Here is a 22,588-nt window from a genome sequence, read left to right as displayed (position 1 = left end):
TCGCGACTGCCCCTTTGAGTCCCGCCCGACCGCAACCGCCCCGCACCTCACGCCTCCCCAGCCTCGCGACTCCCTCCGCTTCGCTCCGGTCGCCGCGTCCCTCGCGGGCTCCTCGTGCCCCTTCGGGGCACTCGGAGGCGCGCCACCGCTTGGGCGATCGTTCGTTGCTTCGACTGTACTGAGCGATTTCCGTGTGGGGTGGAAAGTCCTCTATGACGCCCTCTCGGACACGGCTGCCACTGGCACGCACACGGGACCCAGGGGAGCGGATATTTACGCACGCGGCGGGAACGACGCCGTAATGACCGAAACCGGAGACCGAGTCGGTCTCCCCTGCCCGTCGTGTGCGCCGGGCGAGGAGACCGTCCACGAGGTGTTGCGACCCGGCGGCCAGGCCACCGTCCGGTGTACCGACTGCGACCACACGCACAAGGCGGAGATCCCCGAGGAGGAGACGATCGACCTCACGATCGTCGTCTCACAGGACGGCGAGTCCTTCTCGACCGAGATGGAGGTCCCCGCAGAGGGCGGCGTCGAGACCGGCGAGGAGTTCGTCGTCGACACCGAGGACGCGCTGATGCAGGTCCGGATCACCGGGATCGAGCTCGGCCCCGAGCACCGCGTCGAGGACGCCGCGATCGCGAGCGTCGAGACCCTGTGGACCCGCGCGGTCGACAACGTCTCGGTCGACGTCACGCTCCACCCGAAGGACGGTGACGCCGACCGGACCCGCTCGGTCCGCGTGAACGTCCCCGGCGACATGGAGTTCGTCGTGGGCGAGACCGTCGAGTTCGGCGACGAGGAGTTCACGATCGAGGGGCTTCACATCCGCGATGACGCCCCCGAGTACCGCCACGAGAAGCTCGACCACGCCGGCGACATGGCGTACGCGAAGGACCTCAAGCGGATCTACGGCCGCGACGAGAGCCTGACCGCCTGGTCCGCCTGGTAGCGTCGATCGGGCACCGCCTGCCTCCGCCTGGGCGGGTCGATCGGCGCGGCGTGGAGTCCGGAAGTCGACCCCGTCTCAGTTCACCCCGCACCAGTCGACCATCGTGAGCGCGTGGATCTGCGCCGCCTCCACGAGCGAGTCGATCTCGACGAACTCGTCGGCGCCGTGTCCGTTGCCGCCCTCGGGACCGACGCTCGGCGTCGGGATCCCGTAGTACCGGTTGTAGAACCGCTCGTCGTTGCCGCCGAGGCCACCTCGGTGTTCCACGCTCCCGCCGGTGACCTCCTCCGTCTCCTCGCACACGAGCCGGTAGAAGTCGCTGTCGTAGTCGATCTCGTGCGGGTCCGTGCTCCAGCCGAACCACTCGAGTTCCGGCGGATGTTCGCTCAGCCACTCGTCTTCGGCCGCGACCGTGGCGACGACCTCCTCCACCTCCTCGCGGACCTCGTGTCGGTCGAGGTCCGCGGTCGGCGGCCAGCCGACCCGGAACTCCATGACCGCCTCGCCGGGAACGGTCGACGTCCACGAGCCGGGCACCTCGATGTTCGTCAGGCTCAGGTTGGCCGTGCTGCCCGCCGCCTCCGGGTACTGGTTGAGCGCGGGGCCGTAGTCCTCGATGCGGTCGTTGAGGTCGTCGTGGTACGTCTCCAGCGCCCGGTACACCTCGAACGCCTTTCCGACGGCGTCGACGCCGAGGAACTTGTAGGCGGTGTGTGCCGTCTTGCCGGGGACGGTGACGCGGACGTACAGGACGCCGGCGCTGGCGACCCCGATCTTCGGCACGCCCGACGGCTCGGCGACGATCGCGGCGTCGGGGCGGTAGCCGCGCTCCAGCGCCGAGAGGACGCCGCCGACCCCGCCGGCCTCCTCCTCGATCGTCGTCTGGAGCGTCAGCTCGCCGGCGAGGTCGATCCCGAGCTCCCGGAGACACTCGTAGGCGTGGACGAACGCGGCGATGCCGCCCTTCATGTCCATCGTCCCCCGGCCGTACATCCGCCCGTCCTCGACCGTGGGGTCCCACGGGTCGTACGTCCAGTCGTCGACGGGGTCGGGATTGACGACGTCGACGTGGCCGCTCACGACGAGCGAGCGCCCGCCCTCGCCGGTCGCCTCGTCGACCGCCGCGACGTTCTCGCGCCCCTGGTACCCGTGCTCCAAGTACGGCGTCGTCTCGAAGAAGCCCGGATGATCCCGGAGGGCGTCGGCGTCCGGCTCCCAGACGTCCACCTCGAGGTCCAGGTCGCGGAACTTCGCCTTCATCACCTCCTGTGCCGGGCCCTCCTCGCCGGGCAGCGACCGAGCCGAGACGAGCTCCTCCAGGAACCCCACCAAGCGATCTCGGTTCTCCTCGACGCGGTCCCGGACCGCCTCCCGTGAGACACTCGTTGTCACGATCGATCACTGCGAACAAGCCGACCATAAATCGACCGGTGGGGGTACGATTCTGCCGGCTCACTCCGGCGGCGCGATCCGCGCTCGCCGGATCCGCCGAAAAGCATACTCTCGTCGCCCGAGAGACGCACCGTGTACCATGTCGGATTCCCCCTGGCCGGACGGCTACCGAAGCGCCGCGTGTTTCACCTTCGATCTGGACGCCGACGAGATCTGGAACCTCCGGATCGAGCGCGACGACGCCTGGGACACCCCGCCGATCCGAACGCGCGGGGAGTTCGGCCCGAACGTCGCCGTTCCGCGGATACTCGAACTGTTCGACAGGTACGATCTTCAGTGTACGTTCTTCATCCCCGGGAAGGTGGCCGAGGACTGGCCGGAGACGGTCCGGGCGATCCACGAGGCCGGCCACGAGATCGGCCACCACGGGTATCGGCACGTCAACCCCTCGGACTTCGACTCGCGGGCCGAGGAGGAGGCGGACGTGAAGGCGGCGCTCGACGTCTTCGACGACCTCATCGGCGAGGCGCCCGTCGGTTACCGAAGCCCCGCCTCCGACCTGAGCGACCACACGCTCGAACTGCTCGCGGACAACGGGATCCGGTGGGAGTCGACGCTCATGGACGCCGACCTCCCGTACGTCCACGACGAGGGGATCGTCGAGGTCCCGTTCGACTGGTCGCTCGACGACTGGCCGTACTTCGGGTACCAGATGTACCCGCAACTCCCGTATCAGAGCGGCATCTCGCCCACGGAGCCGGTGTTCGACTCGTGGCGACGGGAGTTCGACGGGCTCCACGAGCGGGGGCGCGCGTTCACCCTCACGATGCACCCGCAGATCATCGGGCGGGCCGGCCGCATCGACGCGCTCGAGGAACTGATCCAGCACGTCCTCGCGACCGGCGACACGTGGATCACGACGGGGAGGGCGATCGCGGACCGGTGGGAGGCCGGAGGGAACTGACGGACGGCAGGCGGGTCGAGAGCGGACGGTCCGCCGCCGGGGCCGATCCGCCACGAACCATCAAGTTAAGTACTGATCCGCGGAATCCACCCACGTTCACCCATGGAGTACGAGTTCACCCACAAGCCGTCGTACACGCACCTGATCGTCACGCTGGAGCCGGGCGAGTCGATCGTCGCCGAGCCGGGTGCGATGGTCGGCCACTCCGCGACCGTCTCGATGGACACGGGCACCAGCCGGGACGGCCTGCTGGGCTCGGCGAAGTCGCTCCTGGGCGGGGAGTCCGCCTTCGTCAACGAGTTCACCGCCGAGGGCGGCACGGGCACGGTGACGTTCGCCCCGCCGTCTCCCGGCGACGTCGCGGCCCACGAACTGCGCGACGAGACGCTGTACACCGTCGACGGCGCGTTCCTCGCGGCGACCGAGGGGATCGACATCGACTCCGAGATCGGCGGCCTCAAGTCGATGCTCGGCGAGGCCAGCCTGACGCCGCTGGCGCTGAAGGGGACCGGCACGGCCTTCGTCGACGCCTACGGCGGCCTCGAGACGATCGAACTGGACGCCGGCGAGTCGTACGTTCTGGACAACCAACACCTGGTCGCCTGGGACGACACGATCGACTACTCGATCGAGCGGGTCGGCGGCCTCAAGTCGAGCCTCCTCGGCGGCGAGGGGCTCGTCTTCGAGTTCACCGGACCGGGGACGGCGTGGTACCAGACCCGCGACATGGACGCGCTGGTGTCGGTGCTCGCGCGCCGGATGCCGAGTCAGGGCGAATAAGCGGACGTGAGCGTCGCTTGCCGCCGACGTGTGGCACCAAAGGTTGGCCTCGGCACTCATAGGGCTCGTCGTCGCCGGGTGCCGAGTCCGGCTCGGAGCGGTGGTTCGTCATCGGCCGCTCGCCGGTACTCGGTCGACCGTCTAAAAGGGTCCGCCGCGGGGTCACTTGGCGTCGTGACACGATCCCGCGTACGCGTTCCACTCGTCGGTCCCGTTCGGGATCCGTCGGGTGTCCGTCGGGTCGAACGTCGCGGCCGCCTGCGCGACCGCCTCTGCCGCCGTCGGTAGTTCGTCGTCGATGCCGTCCGTCTCGCGATCCTCGCGCCCGACGGGAACCGTACCCGCCGGTTCGGGCTCCGATCGCCGATCAGTCGTGTACTACGGATGCCACGCTCGTCCCTACATCCCTATCCTTCATAATTGTTCGTGTTGAATCGAGCGTTGCCGCCGACCGGGCGGCGACGGGGAACGAACGACGTCGACGCGGCCGCCGCTCGCGGGGTTTCGAAACCGGGACCGTCGGAGGCGTCGACCGGCGGGGACCGCCGTCGCCCGGCGTGAGTCGGGTTATCGGCTCGACCGATCCGTCCGGTTCGCTCCGGCCGGACGGTCGGATCGACGCGCCGTCGTCGCTCAGTCCTCGGACTCGGGAGCCGCCTCGGCCGCCTCCGTCTCCGCGGATCCGCCGCCGGCGTCCCCCTCCTCGGAGCGGGCCGCCACCAGCGCGCCGCTGGCGACGCTGTACATCGGCTCGTCGGGCGAGCGAACGTCGCTTATCGAGAACGGGATGTTCGCGTCCGCGAGGTGGTCCGCGAACAGGTCCTCGAACCCGTTCGGGCTGGAGGTGCCCCCGGTGACGACGACGGGCACGTCGAGGCCCTCCTCGACGTCCTCCTCGTCGACCTCGCGGGTGATGTTCTCGATGACGTAGTCGAGCAGGTTCTCGTAGTAGATGGCGAGCGCGCCCTCGACGCCGCCGACGTCGGTGCGGAAGTCGAGCTCGAAGTCGTCCTCCTTGATGCTCGTGACCTTGTCGACGGGCGTCCCGGTCGCCTGTGCGGTCTGCTCGTCGACCCAGTCGCCGCCGCGCGCGATGGAGAACTTCATCACGGGCACGGCGTAGTAGGCGAGACAGACGTTCGTCATCCCCGCGCCGAAGCTGATCCCGAGCCCGGTGAAGTTGTTGTCCGCCAGTTCGGAGTAGATGACGGCCATCCCCTCGTTGATCGGTTCGGGGTCGTATCCCATGTCGCCGAGCATCGACTCGAGCGTCTTCTCGTGATACAGCGTCGTGAGCGGCGAGTCGATCGGGTCGGCGGGGCTGGAGTAGAACAGCCGCTCGTTGGGGCGGGAGGGTTCGCCGACCACCTGCTCGGTGATGAGCTTGATCATCGGGATCGCGGAGGACTCGTCGCTCGAGAGGATCCCGTGTTGCATCGGCCGCCGCGTCTCCTTGTTGAAGATGTTCGCGAAGTTGAGGGCGTCGTCGCCGACGACGTACACCTTGTCGTCCTTGCGGATGTGGAGGACCTCGCTTCTGGAGAGCATCTGCTCGGCCATATCGCTGTACTCGATCTCCACGAACGAGTTGCGCTGCTGTACGAACACCGTCTCGGAGCCCTCCTGTCGCCCCGAGAGGATGTTCATCGTTCCGACGTCCAGGCCTTTGGCCATGTGCGCACGTTCCGTGGCTCGTGGCATAAACGTTAGTGAGACACAGAGGCGGATCGAAGCCTTCGAGGCGGCTCCGTCGAGGCCGATCCCGGTCCGCCCGATCCCGCGTCGTTTATGTCGCGCGCGCCGGTGGACGGAAACGAGTTGCAAGACACGTTACGCGGGGCACTGGAGCTGACGCGGCCGGGGAACTGCGTCGCCGCCGGCGTGTTGACCGCCACCGGCGCGTTCGTGGCCGGGATCGGCGACGCGGCGCTCGCGGCGGCGGTGGCGGTCGCGACGACCGCGGTCGCGGTCGCCGCCGGCAACGCGATCAACGACTACTTCGACCGCGAGATCGACGCGATCAATCAGCCGGACCGCCCGATCCCGCGCGGCGCGGTCTCCCCGCGAGGCGCGCTCGCGCTCTCGGGAGCACTCTTCGCCGCCGCGATCGGGTTCGCCGCCTTCCTCCCGCTCGCGGCCCTCGCCATCGCCGCGGTCAACCTGGTCGCGCTCGTCACCTACACCACGGTGTTCAAGGGGACGCCGGGGCTCGGGAACGCCCTCGTCTCCTACCTCGTCGGCTCGACGTTCCTCTTCGGCGGGGCCGCGGTCGGGGCCCTCGACGCGCCGCTCGTGTTGGCCGCGCTGGCGGCGCTCTCGACGTTCACCCGCGAGGTGATAAAGGACGTCGAGGACCTCGCCGGCGACCGCGAGGAGGGGCTCCGAACGCTGCCCGTCGCCGTCGGCGAGCACCGGGCGCTGTGGGTCGGGGCCGGCACGCTCGCCGTCGCCGTCGCGGTCAGCCCGCTTCCCTACCTTCTCGGCACCTTCGGCGCGGTCTACCTCGTCGTCGTCGCGGTCGCGGACGCGGTGATGCTGTACGCCTGCTACGAGGGGTTTTCGGACCCGACTGCCGCACAGAGCCGCTTCAAGTACGGGACGTTCCTCGCGACGGCGGCGTTCGTCGTCGGGCGCGCGGCGCTGCTGCTCTGAGATCGGGGTGACCCGGTCGGTCGTGAACGGAGAACCGCGGCTCGCGAACGTGAAAAACGACGAGGAGCGCTCGACGGCGGGTACTCAGGTGGCGGTCACGCGACGTTGAATCCCTTGTCGCGGAGGAAGTCCTCCACGCGACCCGAGTGGTTCCCCTGGAGCTCGATGGCCCCGTCCTCGACGGTGCCGCCGCAGGCGAACTTCGATTTCAGGTCCGAGGACAGCGAACTCATGTCCACGTCCTTCGGGTCGAACCCTTCGATGACCGTTACCTCCTTACCGTACCTGCGCTCGTCGATGCGGATGCTGATCTGCTGGGACTCCTTCGCGACGTCCTCGCAGACGCAGAGTTCCTGGGGCAGCCCGCACGTCGAGCAGACTTCCGACATTACGGTTCGAGAGTACAGGGTGCCCGTATTAAATAGTGTCGGCAGCACCTCCCGGATCCGACGGGAACGCGGGCGATTCCGACGCGACGGGGTCCGAACCGGACGGTCACTCCTCGGTCGGCGTCCGGTCGAACAGCCGACCGACGAGCGGGGTCGACTCGAGCGCGATCCGCCGCACCGTCCGTCGCGCGGCGTCGGCCTCCTCGCGGGTCACGTCGCCGGCGTAGGCCGCCCGTTCGTAGACCTCGCCGACCGCGTGGACCCGGTCGTCGACGCCGCGCGCCCGGAGGCCGTCGAGATACGCCCGCGGCGTCTCGCCCGCGCGGCGCTCGCGGTACCGCCGCGAGAGGATCCGCTCGAGGTCCGCGAAGGCGCGCTCCGCGTCCGCACGCGGCGTCCGCGAGCGGCCGGGCAGCCGGACCCGCGCGGCGTGGTACGCCCGGTCGGTCGCGCCGACGTGTCGCGCGCCCGCGGTCGCGACGATCACGACGAGGAGCCAGTAGCCGAGGACGCCTCGCGAGGGCAACGAGGGGACGCCGTCGCCGGCCGCCACGGTCTCGAGGATGCCTCCCCCCGGACCCGGTTCCTCGGGACCGGAGTCGTTCTCGGTCGCGTTCGTCTCGGCGACCGTCTCCGAGACGTTCCCGTCGACCGTCCCGTTCCCGGTCGCGTTCGCCTCCGGGAACCGGGTCGGCTCCTCCTGGACGACCGTGGAGATCTCGAAGCCGGAGCGGTTGGTGTCGATGCCCTCGACGCCGTCGGAGCGGGCCTCGGCGAGCCTGATCGAGCGGGCCAGGTCGCGGTCGGTCGCCGGCGTCGGGTCGAAGGCGACCCAGCCGTGCTCCGGGAAGTACACCGACACCCACGCGTGCGCGTCCTGTCCGCGGACGACGTACTCGTCGTCTCCCACCTGCTGGCCGCTCGAGTAGCCGGTCTCGAGCCGCGCCGGCACCCCCTGTGAGCGCAACATCGCGACCATCGTCGTCGCGAAGTAGGTACAGTAGCCGGCCGTCATCTCGAAGAGGAACGCGTCCGCGATGTCCCCGTCGGGCCGGTCTATCGTCAGCGAGTAGTCGTACTCCTCGATCAGGTACCGCTCGATCGCGACCGCCTCGTCGTAGGGGTTCTCGGCGCCCGCTTCCGCGAGGACCTCCGCGGTCCGCTCGCCGACCCGATCCGGCGTGCTCTCGGGGAGCTGGGTGTACCGCTCCGCGATCGCCGGACCGTAGTCGGTGCCCGCGCTCCGGAGGTCGGCCGCGTCGGCCTCGAGGACGCGGCTCTCGACGGCGACCCGGTCGCCCTCGAGTATCGGTCCGCCGGGGTGGATCGTCCCGCGTTCGTCGACCTGGGCCGCCTCGCCGACGACCCCGCCGACGTCGACGGCCTGCCACGGCGCCGGGATCGTCTCCAGTTCGGTCTCGGCCGTGAACGTCGACTCGACCGTTCTCGTCTCCCCCGGCGGTCCCGAGAGCGGCCCGTCGAGCGGACGCTCCTCGCCCGACCGCACCCAGCCGTCGCCGGTGTAGGTGTCGTACGACGCCACGTGCCAGTTCCGCTCGACCGGGCTCTCCATCGTGAAGCGCACCTGCGGCGAGAGCCGCGTCGTCCCCACGATCTCGAGCTCGTCGTCCCCGACGACGCTCGACTCGAGCCCCGGCGCACCGCGGTCGACCGCCCACGGCTGGGCCGCGCCCGCCGGCAACACGGTCACCGTCGGGCTCGCGAGCACCATCACCGCGAGCACCGCCGCGAGGGTCCCGCCGTGGCTCCGGATCCCGCCGGGGGTCGACACGGTCGAGAGCCCGACCGCGAGCGCGACGCCGACGACCCCCGCGAGCGTCACCGCGTCGCCCGCGTCGCCGGTGAGCACGAAGAACCCGAGGGTCCCGCCGGCCACCGTGGCGGCCGCGACGTGACGGCCCCGACCGGCGAGGTACGCCACGAGGAACGTCGGGACGGGCGCGATGACGAGCACCCACACGTCGACCGACACGAGCCGAAGCACGGAGAGCCCGGTCAGAAGCGAGACCACGTCGAGGGCGACGGCCCCGAGCGAGTCGAGCGCGACCCGGCTGCCGGGGATCGTGAGGTAGTACCCGACCAGCCCGGCGACGAAGAGCGCGACCGTCAGCCGGACCGCGCTCCGCGGGGAGACGACCCGCGCGAGCGCGGTCCCGCAGACGGCGGCGACCGCGACGACCGCCAGCAGCCGACCCGTCCCGCCGACCACGTTCGTGACCGCGGCCAGGGCGCCGACGTACGCGACGGTGGCGAGGAGGACTCCGAGCGCGGCGGGCTCCGTGAGACCGCCGGGGACCACGCCGAACGGTCCGGCGTCGCCGAGCGAGCCCGCGCCGCCGAGCGAGCCCGCGTCGTCCGGCGCCTCGGCCGATCCGTCGGAGGGGCGAGCCGTCATCGGCTTCCCCTCCCGCCGTCGGCGCCCGCGCCGGCGGCGGCCTCGGAGCGGCCATCAGCCCGACCCGCGTCGCGGTCGCCGGCGGCCGATCCGGCCGGGACCGACGGGGGGTCCGGAGCGTTCCGCGCGCTCGACCCGCTCGCCGCGGCCGCCTCCATCTCCGAGAACCGGACCCTCCGGTCCTCGGTCAGGATCCGCGCGTCCCCGCGCTCGGCCACGACCCGGACGTCGGCGTCCCCGCCGTCGTCGATCGATCCCGGCCCGGTGCGTGCGGCGAGTTCGAGGAGTTCGCGTCGGCCCCTGGCCCCCGGCTCGGCGACGACCTCCCCGGCCGGCAGCCGCACGTCGACCGGCACGCCGTCGTCGAGGAGCGAGCACGCGAGGCTCGCGGTCGCGGTCGCGAGCGCGTCGGCGGCGTCGGCGTCGGCCGCGTGGCGCGTCTCGCCCGCGATCGACACCCGCCGGTGGTCGGTCTCGGCCGCGAACTCCTTGACGACGATCTCGTCGTGTTTGGCCGTCGCCGGCCAGTGGACGTCCCGGAGCGAGTCGCCGCGCGCGTACTCGCGGAGCCGGTCGAACTCCTCGCGCTGGCGGCTGGCCCCCAGCGTCTCGTCGGCGTACAGTCCCCGGCGGAACCACGCCGGGATCGCGCGGACCGCGGGATAGACGACGACCCGGTCGCGTTCGTCGACGACCAGGCGTCGCTCGAACAGGCCGAGCACGTCGGTCGCCCGGACCTCGATCGGCCCGAGCCGACGCTCGCCCCGCTCGAGATATCGGAGGCGATACGTCGCCGGCTCCGTCCCCACGGCGGTCCGAACCCCGTCGCCCGCCGCGCGTTCCGCGGCCAGCCCGTCCTCGAGGCGGTCGCGGACGGCCGCGACGAAGGGGCGGTCGACGGGCGTGCCGGGAGCGCCGCCGTCGAAGTCGATCCGGACCTCGCGCTCCTCGCCGACGAAGCCGTCGACGAGCCCGGAGCGGCGGGCCCCCGGCGCCTCCAGCCGCGACACCTGGACGTAGCCGGCGGCGAGCGCGACGACGCCGGGGAGGACGACGGCGTTGAGCGACCGTCCCCCGGCCGCGACGGCCATGACCGCGGCGGCGAGACAGACCGCGAGGACGACCCGACCGCGCCGGGTGAGCGAGGCGTCGAACATCCCCTCACTCCACCGGGACGCGGTCGAGCGCCTCCGCGACGACGTCGCCGCCGCCGGCCGCGCCCGCGTCGGTCCGGATCCGATGGGCGAGCACCGTCGGGGCCTCCGTCTGGACGTCGTCGGGGATCACGTAGCCGCGGCCGTCGAGGACGGCCCTGACCTGTGCGGTTCGTAACAGCGCGAGGCTCCCGCGCGGGCTGACGCCGAGCGCCGCGTTCCGGCGCGTGTACTCCGCGAGCCGGGCGACGTAGTTCCGGACCGGCTCCCTGACCGTGACGGCCGCGGCGGTCGCGCGGGCCCGTCGGACGTCCTCGAGGGTCGCGACCGGCTCGATCGACCCGATCGGATGGTCGCCGACGGTCCGGTCGAGGATCGCCGCCTCCGCCTCGACGTCGGGGTAGCCGAGCCGGATCTTCTTCGTGAAGCGGTCGACCTCCGCGACCGGCAGCTCGTAGGTGCGTCCCGGCTCCACGTCGTTCTGTGTCGCGATCACGCAGAACGGGTCCGGCAGCGTCCGCGTGACGCCGTCCGTCGTCACCTGGTTCTCCTCCATCGCCTCGAGCAGCGCCGACTGGGTCTTCGGCGGGGCGCGGTTGATCTCGTCGCCGAGCACGACGTTCGCGAACACCGGCCCCGGCCGGAAGTCGAACTCGTCGGTGCGCTGGTTGAACACGTTGACGCCGGTGACGTCGGAGGGGAGGAGGTCCGGCGTGAACTGGACCCGCTTGAACGAGGCGTCGACGGAGCGGGCGACCGCCTTCGCGAGCGTGGTCTTGCCGACGCCGGGGACGTCCTCGACGAGCAGGTGCCCGCGCGCGAGCAGCGTGACGAGGACGTGTTCGACCGCGTCGCGTTTCCCGACGATCACCGACTCGACGTTCTCGACGAGGCGGTCCACCAGGTCGGCCGCGTCGTCGACGTCCAGGGCGGATCGGTCGGCGAGGTCCGGGTTCGGGTCCCCCGGACCGACCGCGTCGTCGCCGGCGGTCGCGGAGTCCTCGCCGGCCGTCGTGGGATCGTCGACGTCGACCGCGTCGTCGACGCCGGCCGCGTCTGGCGAGTCGTTCATCGGCCCCCGGCGTCCCCCGCGGTCGCGACGACGCGCGATCCCCGACCGTAGTGAACTATGTGAACACGACACATGATAGGTCTCGTACACGATCGTAGGGGAAGGAAGGCCATAGGCGTTCCGCCGCGGTCGGCTCGGCCGATCGGCCTACCGCTCCCGGACGTTTCGGCCGCCCTACCGCTCCCGGACGTTCCGGCCGACCGGATCGCCGAACGCCTCCGCGCCGGTGATCGGGTCGCGCTCGTACACCGGCTCGCCGCGGACGACGGTCACCTCGGGGAACACGCCGCGGGAGCCCTCGAAGGGCGTCCAGCCGCACTTCGAGTGGAGCGCGCTCGCCTCGATCTCCCGCGGACTCGTCAGGTCGACGAGGACGAGGTCGGCGTCGGCGCCCTCCGCGATCCGTCCCTTGCGGTCGAGCCCGAAGATCGACGCCGGGTTGGCGGCGACCACGTCGCGGACGCGCTCGAGCGACAGCTCGCCGGTTCGGACCGACTCCAGGAGCAGCGGGTACATCGTCTCGACGCCCGGCACGCCGCTCGGTGCGTCCGCGAGCCCGGTTCGCTTCTCGTCGACGGCGTGGGGCGCGTGGTCGGTGGCGACCACGTCGACGTCGCCGTCGCGGAGTCGCTCGAAGACGCCGGCACGGCGCTTCTCGGAGCGGAGCGGCGGGTTCATCCGCCCGAACGTGCCGAGCCGGCCGGCGTTCTCCCGCGAGAGGAAGAGGTGGTGCGGGGTGACCTCGCAGGTGGCGTTCGCGCCCCCGTCGGCGGCCGCCCGAACCGCGTCGATCCCCTCCGGCGTCGAGGTGTGTGCGACGTGGATCCGCCCGCCGGCGTCCGCGCCGACCTCCAGGGCGCGCTCGACGGCCGCCGCCTCCGCCTCGGCGGTGCGGTAGGCCGACCACGCGTCCGCGTTCGCGGCGGTTCCCGCTCCCCCGAGGTCGCCGGCGAGGGCGTCCTCGTCGAACAGGGTCGCGTCCTCGGCGTGGACCGTCACCGGGACGTCGCGGTCGGCGGCGGCCGCGACCGCCTCGGCGAACAGGTCGGCCTCGATCCCCATCTCGCCGGTCGAGTCCGCGAGGAACACCTCGCCGAGGGCGAACAGCGGCCGGTCGAGCAGCGCGTCCGGGTCCCACTCGGGGGTGACGCCGCCGTTGATCCCGTAGTCGACGTGTGAGGCGGCCGCGAGGTCCGCCTTCGCGTCGAAGGCGTCGCCGTCGACGGTCGGCGGCGAGGTGTTCGGCTGGTCGACGACGGTCGTGACGCCGCCAGCGGCCGCGCTCTTCGACCCCGTCTCCCACGTCTCCTTGTGGCTCCCGCCCGGCTCCCGGAAGTGGACGTGGACGTCGATCGCGCCGGGGAGGAGATGCCGCCCGCGGCCGTCGACGACGCGTTCGCCGGCCGCCGGGTCGAGCCCCTCCGCGACCGCGACGATCGTCCCGTCCCGGATCCGGACGTCCCGGACCCGCCCGTCGGCCAGTTCCGCACCCGTGATGAGCATGCCTACGCGCTCGCGTCGCGCCGATTAAACCGTGGTGGTTCGGGCGACGGGGTTCGGGGACGTCGCCGCCGAACGGTCCCCGACATCACAACGCTTTCGTGGCGCGCGCGGCGACCGCCCCCACATGCTCCCCGCACCATTCCGGCTGTTCTTCGTCGCCGTTCCCCTCCTCGTCGCCGCGGGCGCGCTGGCGATGGCGGCGTTCCCCCGGCGGATGACCGCGTGGCGGACACGCTCGCCCGACGGGTCGACGCGGCGGGTCGAGCCGAGCGACGCGCGGATCCTGCTGATGCGCGTGATGGGCGTCGTCGTCGCCGGCCTCGCGCTGCTCATGGTGGTCGCGAACTTCGCGTTCATCCCCTGACGGTCACGCCGCGTCGTGCCGGCCGGTGTCGACGCTCCGATACGGTTTTGGGGCGGCCCGCGGAACGGCCGGTAAATGCTGTCCCGACAGTTCGTCCGGGAGAACCCCGAGACCGTCCGCGAGGCGCTCGCGAACAAGGGCGTCGACGTGGACCTCGACCGGATACTCGACGTCGACGAGGAGTGGCGCGAACTCAAGCGGCGCGGGGACGACCTGCGCCACGAGCGCAACGAGGTCTCCTCGCGGATCGGCGACCTCAAGGCCGACGGCGAGGAGGCGGCGGCCCAGGAGGCGATCGAGCGCTCACAGGAGCTCAAATCCGAGCTTCAGGGGGTCGAGGAGCGTGCCGAGGAGCTGGAGGCCGAACTCGAGGCGTCGCTTCTGGAACTCCCGCAGATCCCCCACGAGTCGGTGCCGGTCGGCGCGGACGAGTCCGAGAACGTCGAGCGTCGCCGCGAGGGGTTCGACGACCGCCGGGACCTCCCCGAGACGGTCGAGCCCCACTACGACCTGGGCGAGCGGCTGGAGATCCTCGACTTCGAGCGCGGCGCGAAGGTCGCCGGCGGCGGCTTCTACGTCGCGAAGGGCGACGGCGCGCGCTTGGAGCACGCGCTGATCCAGTTCATGCTCGACGTCCACCGCGAGCAGGGGTACGAGGACGTCTTCCCGCCGATCCCGGTCAACTCCGCGTCGATGCGGGGCACCGGCCAGCTCCCGAAGTTCACCGAGGACGCCTACCGCGTCGAGGGGACGAACGAGGACGCCTACGACGACGAGGACCTCTGGCTGCTCCCGACCGCGGAGGTCCCCGTCACGAACCTCCACCGCGACGAGATCCTGCTCGGCGAGGACCTTCCCCTGAAGTACCAGGCGTACACGCCGAACTTCCGGCAGGAGGCGGGCGAACACGGCACGGAGACCCGCGGTATCGTCCGCGTCCACCAGTTCAACAAGGTGGAGATGGTGAACTTCGTGCGGCCGGAGGAGAGCGACGACCGCTTCGAGGGGCTCGTCGACGAGGCCGAGGAGGTGCTCCGCCGGCTCGAGTTGCCCTACCGCGTCCTCGAGATGTGTACCGGCGACCTCGGGTTCACGCAGGCGAAGAAGTACGACCTCGAGGTGTGGGCGCCCGCCGACGACATGGACGAGGGGCCCGAGGCGGGCGGCCGCTGGCTCGAGGTCTCCTCCGTCTCGAACTTCGAGGACTTCCAGGCGCGGCGGGCCGGGATCCGCTTCCGCGAGGAGCACCACGAGTCCGCGGAGTTCCTCCACACGCTCAACGGCTCCGGGCTCGCGGTCCCGCGGATCGTCGTCGCGATCCTGGAGTACTACCAGAACGACGACGGCACGGTGACCGTCCCCGAGGCGCTGCGGCCGTACATGGGCGGCACGGCGGTCATCGAGGGCGGCGACCCGGTCGGCGAGAGCAAGCTCGGCGACGGATAGCGCGGTTCAGGCGTCGTCGGGACCGCCGGCGTCGAGATCGAATGACAGCCGGACGGCCTCGCCCGCCTCGAGGTCGCCGGCGTCGACGACGTCGTCGCCGGCGGCGAACCCCTCGTGGAGGTGTTCGTAGCTCCGGTCGACCGCCTCGACGATGACCTTCGTGTCGCCGACGACCGGCATGAAGTTGGTGTCGCCGCCCCACCGCGGCACGACGTGGGTGTGGAGGTGGTCGATCGAGCCGCCGGCCGCCCCGCCGCCGAGGTTGAGTCCGGCGTTGAAGCCGTCCGGGTCGACCGCCCGGCGCATCGCCGCGAGCGTCGCGGCCTTCAGCCGGGCGTGGTCGAGCATGGTCGCGTCGTCGAGGTCGGTCCAGTCGCGGACGTGCGCGTCCGGGATCACCATCGCGTGTCCGGGGTTGTACGGGGCGTTGTTCAACAGGACGTAGTTGCGGTCGCTGCGCGCGACGACGCGGGCCTCGCGGGCGCTCTCGCGGTCGGGCAGGACGCAGAAGGGACAGCCGTCGATGGGATCCGCGTCGCGTTCGACCCACTCGATCCGCCACGGAGCGTAGATCCGATCCATGGCCGACACTCGGCGTGCGGACGCTTCAAGGGCGGCGATCGAGACCGTCGCTCCGGCGGCGAGCCCGCGTCCGGAGTCACGAGTTCACCGACTCGAGATACGTCGTCACGACCATCCGCCCCTTTCGAGTCAGGGCCGCGCCCGCCTCGCCGTCGACGACGAGCCCCGACTCCCGGAGCGAGTCGAGGATCATCGACGTACGAGTGGCGTCGCCGGTGACGACCTGCGAGACGGACGCCTCGCCGCCGGCCGAGTAGATAGACACGAGGACCTCGAGCTCCTCCTCGGTCGGGTCGAGCTCCTCGATCTCGGTCCGTACCTCCTCGTACTCCAGCCTGATGTAGCGGCCGAGCACGTTGAGCGTCCGCTCGTCGGGCACCGTGACGATCGAGGTGACGGTCCGGTCCTCCGGGACGTGTCGGAAGACGAGCGCCGGGCGGCGCGTCCCGGCGAGCGTTCGCGCGGTTCGGTCGTAGTCGATCACCGTCGAGAGGTCCACGGAGAACGGCTCGTCGCACCCGACGAAGCCGATCGATCCGGCGGACGGCGACACGCTCGCCTTCCGGTCTGTCGCGTCCGTGACCCGGCCGCCGACCTTCGCCGGGTGTCTGACCGTCACCGTCACGTCCCGCAACAGCGCCGTGAACAGGAGCCGGGTGAACCGGTCCATGTCGTCCGGCTCGCCCTCGACGAGCGCGGTCGACCGCGTCCCGCCGCGCTCGTACGCGACGGTCACGCTGTCGCTGAAGAACGACTTGAGGTCTCCGGGGACCGTTCCGACGACCACGTCGAACACCCGCGAGAGCGGGATCGTCGTCCGCGCGTCCGCCGTCGCGAGCACGAGCCGGCGCTGGCTCAACAACACCCGTCCGCGGACCGGCTCGTCGTCGCCGACGTCGGACGCGTGTACCCGCCCGACGAAATCGGCCACCACCGACTCCTCCATCGACCGTGAGTTGCCGGGAGCCGCCTTTAGGCTTACCCGTACGCTCTCAGAACTGATATCCGGTCGGCGCGTCCGACCGTCGCGGGGCTCACGGTCCTCACGCCCCCTGATTCCGGCGAACCAACGCGGCGCCGCTCGTCGCCGGATCACGGGAGGAACAGCAAAGCCTAATGAGGTGGGGGTCGAACTCACGGCTGATGCCCACTGTAGAATACCTCAACTACGAAGTGCTCGACGACCACGGTTGGTCGATGGACGACGACGACCTCTTCGAGGAGGCCGCCGACGCCGACCTCGGCGCGGAGGACTACGGTACCCTCGAGGTCAACCAGGGCGAGTACATCCTCGAAGCGGCCGAGGCGCAGGGCTACGACTGGCCCTTCTCGTGCCGCGCCGGCGCGTGTGCGAACTGCGCGTCCATCGTCAAGGAGGGCGAGATCGAGATGGACATGCAACAGATCCTCTCCGACGAGGAGGTCGAAGAGAAGAACGTCCGGCTCACCTGTATCGGCAGCCCGGCCGCCGACGAGGTCAAGATCGTCTACAACGCGAAACACCTCGACTACCTCCAGAACCGCGTCATCTAACGTCGGCGTCGTCTCGTGTGAGACACACGAGCCGTCCCGACCACTGAGCGATCGACGCGGTCGCGTCGGAACTCCACGCCGCGTCGACGGCGCCCCGCGGGCCGCTTCGGGCCGCCGTCGTCTCGACCCACGCGCCCGCCGCTTCCGGCGGGCGAGCACTTCGACTATTCGATGAGCGACCGGACGACGTCCTCGAGGACCTCCCTCGCGATCGCGGCGTCGGCGAGGTCGATCGACTCGTCGACCGTGTGTGCCTGATCGAGGTCGCCGGGCCCCCACGTCACCGCCGGAACCTCGGCGTCGTTGACGAAGTTCCGCGCGTCGGTGGCGGCCTCGATCCCCCACGGCTCGCCGACGCCGCCGTCCGGGCCGACGGCCGCGACCGACCGGTCACGGAGGCTCGTCGCGAGCGGGTGGTCGACCGGGATCGACGAGGAGGCGTACGTCTGGATCCGCGTCCACGTCGTCTCGACGCCGCGTTCCGCCCGCACCCGGTCGAGCAGCGCCTCGACCTCGGCGTCGACCTCCTCCGGGTCCTCGCCGGGGAGCACCCGCCTGTCGAGGACGAGCTCGGCGCGGTCCGGGATCACGGCGAGGTTCGACCCCGTCCCCGCCTCGATCTCGGTCACCGTCGCGAACGCGCCGCCGCACAGCGAGCCCTCGCGCTCGCGCAGCTCCGCGTCGTACTCGTCTATCGCGTCGAGCAGCGGCCGCGTCTCGTCGATCGCGTTCGTCCCGGCGTCGGGCTGGCTCGCGTGCGTCGCCACGCCCTCGACCGCGATCCGGTAGACGGAGAGGCCCTTGGTGCTCGTCGCGACGCGGAAGTCGGTCGGCTCGAGCACGATCCCGTAGTCGCCGTCGAAGCCGCGTTCGAGAAGCGTTCGGGTGCCGGGGTCGGCGGTCTCCTCGCCCATCGCCGCGTGGACGACGACGGAGCCCGACAGCTCGCCCGCCCGGATCTCGGGAGCCAGGTCGCGGGCGACGAGCATCGCGAGTGCGACGCCCGTCTTCATGTCGGCGCTCCCGCGACCGTAGAGCCGGCCGTCCTCGACGACGCCCGCGTAGGGATCGGCCGTCCACGCCTCGGGGGCGCCCGCGGGGACCACGTCGAGGTGGCCGTTCAACACGACCGTCGGGCCGCCCTCGCCCACGCGGGCGCCGACCTGCGGCCGGTTCGGGTCCGGCTCCTCGAGCAGCGTCGCGTCGATCCCCGCCTCGCGGAACCAGTCGGAGACGAACTCGGCGGCCGCCCCCTCGTCTCCGGGCGGGTTCTCCGTGGGGATCCGGACGAGGTCGCGGGCGAGCTCCTCGAGCTCCGTCGAGTGGTCCGGATCCGGAGCCGACCTCTCACTCACGGGTCACCACCAGAGCGGGGGCGGTCCGCTTCGGTCGAACGAGTCGGGCGTCGTCGCCGCGCGTCGGTGGATCGCGTCCGGTCATCGGTCCCAGTTCGCGAGCGGCGATCGATAAACCCCTCGGGCGCGTCGGCCGGAACGGGTCGATCGTTTAAGTAGATGGGTACGGAGCGGGTAGACATGCGCGCTCCTCGATCGAACGGTGACGCGGGGCGGAGGCGACGATGGTAGACCTCGTCGTCTCCGGCTCGCGGCTCCTGCTCGCGTTGGTGTTGGTCGCTCTGAACGGCTTCTTCGTCGCCTCGGAGTTCGCGTTCGTCCGGATCCGCTCGACGTCCGTCGACCAGCTCGTCGAGGAGGGTCGTCCCGGCGCGGACACCCTCGAGGAGGTGATGTCGAACCTCGACAACTACCTCGCGGTGACGCAGCTCGGGATCACGCTCGCCTCGCTCGGTCTCGGGTGGGCCGGCGAGCCGGCCGTCGCCTCGCTCATCGAGCCCGTCCTGGCGTCGCTGCTCCCGGCGAACCTCATCCACCTCGTCGCGTTCGCGATCGGGTTCAGCTTCATCACGTTCCTCCACGTCGTCTTCGGCGAGCTCGCGCCGAAGACGATCGCCATCGCGGAGGCCGAGCGGCTCTCGCTGTTCGTCGCGCCGCCGATGAAGCTCTGTTATCTCCTGTTTTATCCCGGACTGGTCGTGTTCAACGGAACGGCCAACGCGTTCACCAGCCTGATCGGCATCCCCCCGGCCTCGGAGACCGACGAGACGCTCGACGAGCGGGAGATCCGGCGGGTGTTGGTCCGCTCCGGCGAGGCGGGTCACCTCGAGGAGTCGGAGGTGGAGATGATAGAGCGCGTCTTCGAGACCGACGACACCGCGGTCACGACGGTCATGGTCCCCGGCCCCGACGTGGTGAGCGTCCCGACGGACGCGACCGTCCCGGAGCTGCGGGAGACGGTGCGTGAAGCCGGTCACACGCGGTACCCGGTCGTCACGGCCGACGACGAGGGACGGGTCGTCGGCTTCCTCGACGTGAAGGACCTCCTCGGGGCGGTCGACTCCGACGAGGGCGCCACGACCGCCGGCGACCTGGCCCGCGAGGTGCTCCTCGTCCCGGAGACGACGACGGTCGCGGAGCTGCTCGTCCGGTTCCAGGACGAACGCCGACAGCTGGCGGTCGTGATCGACGAGTGGGGCGCCTTCGAGGGGCTCGTCACGATCGAGGACGCGGTCGAGACGATCGTGGGCGACCTGCGCGACGGGTTCGACATCCCCGGCCGGGAGCCCTCGATCCGGCGGTCCGGCGACGACGGCTACGAGGTCGACGGCGGCGTCTCGCTGTCGGCGGTCAACGACGCGCTCGGCGTCGACTTCGCGAGCGAGGGGTTCGACACGCTCGGCGGGTTGGTGCTCGACCGGCTCGGTCGACCGCCCGAGGTCGGCGACGTCGTCTCGGCTGACGGCTACGCGGTCGAGGTGCTGGCGGTCGACGGCGCCCGCGTCTCGACGGTCCGGCTCCGGAAGGAGGAACCGACGGACGGAGGGACGTAGCGTCCCGCGAGCGATCGGCGGAGTCGGTCGGCGCGACGACCGCGCGGGACGGTGCCACGCGCGATCGCGAGTCGTAACGGTTATCAGTCGAAACGGGATACGTGAGGGTGCGTGTCCGGGTTAGGGTAGTGGACTATCCTTCAGCCTTGTGGAGGCTGAGACGCGGGTTCGATTCTCGCACCCGGACCTTCTGAGGAACGTCGTGACCGAGAAGAGCGGGAGGTGGGATCGGATCACGCGAGACGAGCGGAGCGGTCGCTCCTTCGGCTCCCGTGGGTCTCGGTCCGCCGTCGAACTCGACGCGGCAGCACTATCGGGCCTCTCCGCCACCGCGGTCGCCGTCGCGCGGGCCCTCCGCCGTCGGTTCGGCCGTACGATGGAACCGGACGACTACCGTGGTACCGGTCGCGCCGGCGGACTCGAACTCCAGTTCGGCACCGAGCCGGCTCACCGCCCAGTTGACGAACCAGAGCCCGACGCCGAGCCCGTGTTCGAGCTGGGTCTCGCTCGGCTCGGTCAACAGGTCGCGTTCACGCTCCGGGATGCCGGGACCGTCGTCCGTCACGCGGAGCTCCGGGACGTCGGCGGTCGCGTCGACGTCGACGTCGACTCGGGCCGGGTCGGCCGAGTGGACGACCGCGTTCTCCACGAGCTCGGTCACGAGGCGGCGGACGACGGTCCGGGAGGCGGTCAGCCGTAACCGATCCGGTGCGGTGACCGAGACGCTGCTCTCCGGATGCTCCTCGCGAGCCGTGTCGGCGACCTCGCGAACGACGGCGGCGACGTCGACCGTCGACGGGGCGCCGCTGCTGTCGGCCATCACGGCCTCCGCGCTCCGCGCCTTTCGGCTGACGGAGGCGAGATCCGCGGCGCTGTTCCGGATCGCCGTTCGGTGCTCGTCGTTCTCGATACGGTCCGCGTGAGCCAGGATCACGTCGAGCTTGTTTCGGGCGTTGTGTCTGAGGACTCGGTTGAGTACCGAGAGTCGCTGTTCTCGAGTCCGTCGGTCGGTCACGTCGCGAAAGACGATCGTCCTCGCGACCGGCTCGCCGTCGCCCTCGCCGGCTTCCCGCTCGACGTCGGAGACGGTGAACTGGAACCGGCGGCGGCCCTTCGTGGTTCGAAGCGAGACGCTGTCCGGGCTTCCGGCCGAGAGGTCGTCCCCGTCCATTCCCTCGACGGCGGACGCCAGCGGCGTTCCGACGACCTCTCGGGTCGACCAGCCGAACAGGTCTTCGGCCGTCGCGTTGGCGTCGAGGACGTGGGCGTTCCAGTCCACGACGACCACGGCCTCCCGTAGCGATTCGACGACTCGGGACCGGGCGACGTACTCCGCCTTCGGGAACCCGGTCAACACGGGATAGCGTCGGATCGCGACCGCGAGTAGACCCCCGGAGACCAGCAATCCGCTCGTGACCCCGTCGGCGACGGAGCTTCCGTCGAGCCAGCCGCCGACGACGTACGGCGCCGAGATCGCTCCGAGCTGTACCAGCACCTGCGTCCGCGAGATCCGTCCGTGGTTCCACCCGTATCGGAGAAAGACGACCGCTGCGTAGGCGTATACGACGAACAGGAGGACGAGCTCGGTCGCGACGAGCGGCGCTATCGAGCGTCGAAGCTCCTCGGCCGTGGGGTCGCTCCCGAAGGTGACCGCCGCGACGACGAGCGGGAACGCGAGCAGGGCGAACATCGCCGCCCGCGGCCGGGTGAACCCCGTCTCCCGGCCCGTATAGCCGAGGACGTAGACGACCCAGACGCCGGGAAGGAACACGACCGGCACGACCTGTGCGACCGCGGCGAGGTTCGATCCGATCCCCCATGCGTTCGGGAACTCCGAGAGCAACGACAGCGACGCCCACAGTGACAGGCCGCCGGCCACGAGCGCGAAGGGGACCGCGTTCGGTGGCGACCGGTCCCTCACGCTTCGCCATGTCACCCACGCCAGTAGACTGACGGCGACGGCGTCGAGGGCGAGCGACGCTACCAGGGCGGGGAGCATCGTCGGCGGATCGGTTCGTTCGGGGTCACTGTCGTGGACGGTATCGGGGTGTGCTCGGAGACGATGTCGACGTGGCGGTCGGAGGCGGTATCGGGGTGTGCTCGGAGACGGTATCGGGGTGGTGTCCGGTTTCGGGTACCGTCGCGCTCGATCGACTCGAACCGTGGGTGCCTCACCCAAAACCCCGTCGCACCTGTTGCCGTGTCGGAAACACCGCCGCCGCGACCGGCGGCACCGTCGGACGTGCTCCGGGTTCGCCGACCTGCCGCTCCCGAACGGCGGTCGCGGTTCCGTCGCCGGTCCCGGTCGGGACGACGAGACACGAGACGACGGAACCGACGAGCGAAGGCGTCCCGACGACGACCGACCATCGCTCGAGTGGGTCGCCGGACTCACGTCGGCCCCGATACGGTTCCCGTCGTTCCCGTATCCGGCGTGTCACCCCCTCCAGCCCGTGGGAAGCCGTATCGGAGCACAAGAAT

19 protein-coding genes and 1 tRNA gene are annotated in these 22,588 nt (G+C 70.9%); 9 read left to right on the top strand and 11 right to left on the bottom strand.

Features of this window, described 5'->3' with window-relative positions; genetic code table 11:
* Positions 1-301 precede the first annotated feature (301 nt).
* Positions 302-952 (top strand): HVO_0476 family zinc finger protein, encoded by a 651-nt coding sequence (locus DJ70_RS10715; protein ID WP_094532856.1) that lies wholly within the window; start codon positions 302-304, stop codon positions 950-952.
* Between the two features lie 75 nt (positions 953-1,027).
* On the opposite strand, the gene DJ70_RS10710 is transcribed toward DJ70_RS10715, so the two are convergent.
* Positions 1,028-2,344: an ArgE/DapE family deacylase gene (locus DJ70_RS10710; protein ID WP_245810818.1), complete on the bottom strand. Its 1,317-nt coding sequence runs from the start codon at positions 2,342-2,344 to the stop codon at positions 1,028-1,030.
* Positions 2,345-2,483: 139 nt separating this feature from the next.
* Here DJ70_RS10710 and DJ70_RS10705 point away from each other — a divergent pair, with 139 nt between their 5' ends.
* On the top strand, positions 2,484-3,308 hold the full coding sequence (locus DJ70_RS10705; protein ID WP_094532854.1) for a polysaccharide deacetylase family protein: 825 nt from the start codon (positions 2,484-2,486) through the stop codon (positions 3,306-3,308).
* A 102-nt stretch (positions 3,309-3,410) separates the two neighbouring features.
* Positions 3,411-4,088: a TIGR00266 family protein gene (locus DJ70_RS10700; RefSeq protein ID WP_094532852.1), complete on the top strand. Its 678-nt coding sequence runs from the start codon at positions 3,411-3,413 to the stop codon at positions 4,086-4,088.
* A gap of 633 nt (positions 4,089-4,721) precedes the next feature.
* On the opposite strand, the gene DJ70_RS10695 is transcribed toward DJ70_RS10700, so the two are convergent.
* Positions 4,722-5,762: a hypothetical protein gene (locus DJ70_RS10695; protein ID WP_245810817.1), complete on the bottom strand. Its 1,041-nt coding sequence runs from the start codon at positions 5,760-5,762 to the stop codon at positions 4,722-4,724.
* A gap of 144 nt (positions 5,763-5,906) precedes the next feature.
* Between DJ70_RS10695 and DJ70_RS10690 the strand changes: the two genes are divergently transcribed.
* Positions 5,907-6,740, top strand: coding sequence for a geranylgeranylglycerol-phosphate geranylgeranyltransferase (locus DJ70_RS10690; RefSeq protein ID WP_094532860.1), 834 nt, complete (start codon positions 5,907-5,909; stop codon positions 6,738-6,740).
* 95 nt (positions 6,741-6,835) lie between these two features.
* Here DJ70_RS10690 and yciH read toward each other — a convergent pair whose 3' ends face one another.
* The 5 genes from yciH to DJ70_RS10665 form a co-directional block, all read right to left on the bottom strand.
* Positions 6,836-7,129, bottom strand: a complete 294-nt coding sequence (gene yciH, locus DJ70_RS10685) for a stress response translation initiation inhibitor YciH (RefSeq protein WP_004046732.1) — start codon at positions 7,127-7,129, stop codon at positions 6,836-6,838.
* Between the two features lie 106 nt (positions 7,130-7,235).
* Positions 7,236-9,545: a transglutaminase TgpA family protein gene (locus DJ70_RS10680; protein ID WP_094532850.1), complete on the bottom strand. Its 2,310-nt coding sequence runs from the start codon at positions 9,543-9,545 to the stop codon at positions 7,236-7,238.
* On the bottom strand, positions 9,542-10,702 hold the full coding sequence (locus DJ70_RS10675) for a DUF58 domain-containing protein (RefSeq protein WP_094532848.1): 1,161 nt from the start codon (positions 10,700-10,702) through the stop codon (positions 9,542-9,544). The genes DJ70_RS10680 and DJ70_RS10675 overlap by 4 nt, the downstream gene beginning before the upstream one ends.
* A gap of 4 nt (positions 10,703-10,706) precedes the next feature.
* Positions 10,707-11,771: an AAA family ATPase gene (locus tag DJ70_RS10670; RefSeq protein ID WP_179234035.1), complete on the bottom strand. Its 1,065-nt coding sequence runs from the start codon at positions 11,769-11,771 to the stop codon at positions 10,707-10,709.
* A gap of 174 nt (positions 11,772-11,945) precedes the next feature.
* A complete protein-coding gene (locus DJ70_RS10665; protein WP_094532845.1) occupies positions 11,946-13,274 on the bottom strand; it encodes a dihydroorotase in 1,329 nt (442 codons plus the stop codon).
* A 124-nt stretch (positions 13,275-13,398) separates the two neighbouring features.
* Here DJ70_RS10665 and DJ70_RS10660 point away from each other — a divergent pair, with 124 nt between their 5' ends.
* Positions 13,399-13,638 carry a hypothetical protein gene (locus DJ70_RS10660; protein WP_094532843.1) on the top strand — a complete coding sequence of 80 codons (240 nt, stop codon included), beginning with the start codon at positions 13,399-13,401 and terminating at the stop codon, positions 13,636-13,638.
* A 75-nt stretch (positions 13,639-13,713) separates the two neighbouring features.
* Positions 13,714-15,084, top strand: coding sequence for a serine--tRNA ligase (gene serS, locus DJ70_RS10655; RefSeq protein WP_094532841.1), 1,371 nt, complete (start codon positions 13,714-13,716; stop codon positions 15,082-15,084).
* 6 nt (positions 15,085-15,090) lie between these two features.
* Here serS and DJ70_RS10650 read toward each other — a convergent pair whose 3' ends face one another.
* Both DJ70_RS10650 and DJ70_RS10645 read right to left on the bottom strand, forming a co-directional pair.
* Entirely contained in the window at positions 15,091-15,666 is a 576-nt protein-coding gene (locus DJ70_RS10650; protein ID WP_094532840.1) for an HIT family protein, read from the bottom strand.
* Between the two features lie 76 nt (positions 15,667-15,742).
* A complete protein-coding gene (locus DJ70_RS10645) occupies positions 15,743-16,612 on the bottom strand; it encodes a CheF family chemotaxis protein (protein WP_094532838.1) in 870 nt (289 codons plus the stop codon).
* A 197-nt stretch (positions 16,613-16,809) separates the two neighbouring features.
* Between DJ70_RS10645 and fer the strand changes: the two genes are divergently transcribed.
* Positions 16,810-17,199 carry a ferredoxin Fer gene (gene fer, locus DJ70_RS10640; RefSeq protein ID WP_094532836.1) on the top strand — a complete coding sequence of 130 codons (390 nt, stop codon included), beginning with the start codon at positions 16,810-16,812 and terminating at the stop codon, positions 17,197-17,199.
* A gap of 164 nt (positions 17,200-17,363) precedes the next feature.
* On the opposite strand, the gene DJ70_RS10635 is transcribed toward fer, so the two are convergent.
* Entirely contained in the window at positions 17,364-18,554 is a 1,191-nt protein-coding gene (locus DJ70_RS10635) for a M20 family metallopeptidase (RefSeq protein ID WP_094532834.1), read from the bottom strand.
* 224 nt (positions 18,555-18,778) lie between these two features.
* Between DJ70_RS10635 and DJ70_RS10630 the strand changes: the two genes are divergently transcribed.
* On the top strand, positions 18,779-20,107 hold the full coding sequence (locus DJ70_RS10630; protein WP_094532832.1) for a hemolysin family protein: 1,329 nt from the start codon (positions 18,779-18,781) through the stop codon (positions 20,105-20,107).
* Positions 20,108-20,221: 114 nt separating this feature from the next.
* Positions 20,222-20,294: transfer RNA gene (locus DJ70_RS10625), tRNA-His, on the top strand.
* 123 nt (positions 20,295-20,417) lie between these two features.
* On the opposite strand, the gene DJ70_RS10620 is transcribed toward DJ70_RS10625, so the two are convergent.
* A complete protein-coding gene (locus DJ70_RS10620; protein WP_094532830.1) occupies positions 20,418-22,106 on the bottom strand; it encodes an ATP-binding protein in 1,689 nt (562 codons plus the stop codon).
* Positions 22,107-22,588: the final 482 nt, after the last annotated feature.

Origin of the sequence: Halorubrum halodurans (assembly GCF_002252985.1) — an archaeon.
In the GTDB taxonomy this organism is placed as follows: Archaea; Halobacteriota; Halobacteria; order Halobacteriales; family Haloferacaceae; genus Halorubrum; species Halorubrum halodurans.
The sequence above is the reverse complement of the archived record's forward strand: the minus strand, read 5'-3'. Positions and strand labels throughout refer to the sequence as shown.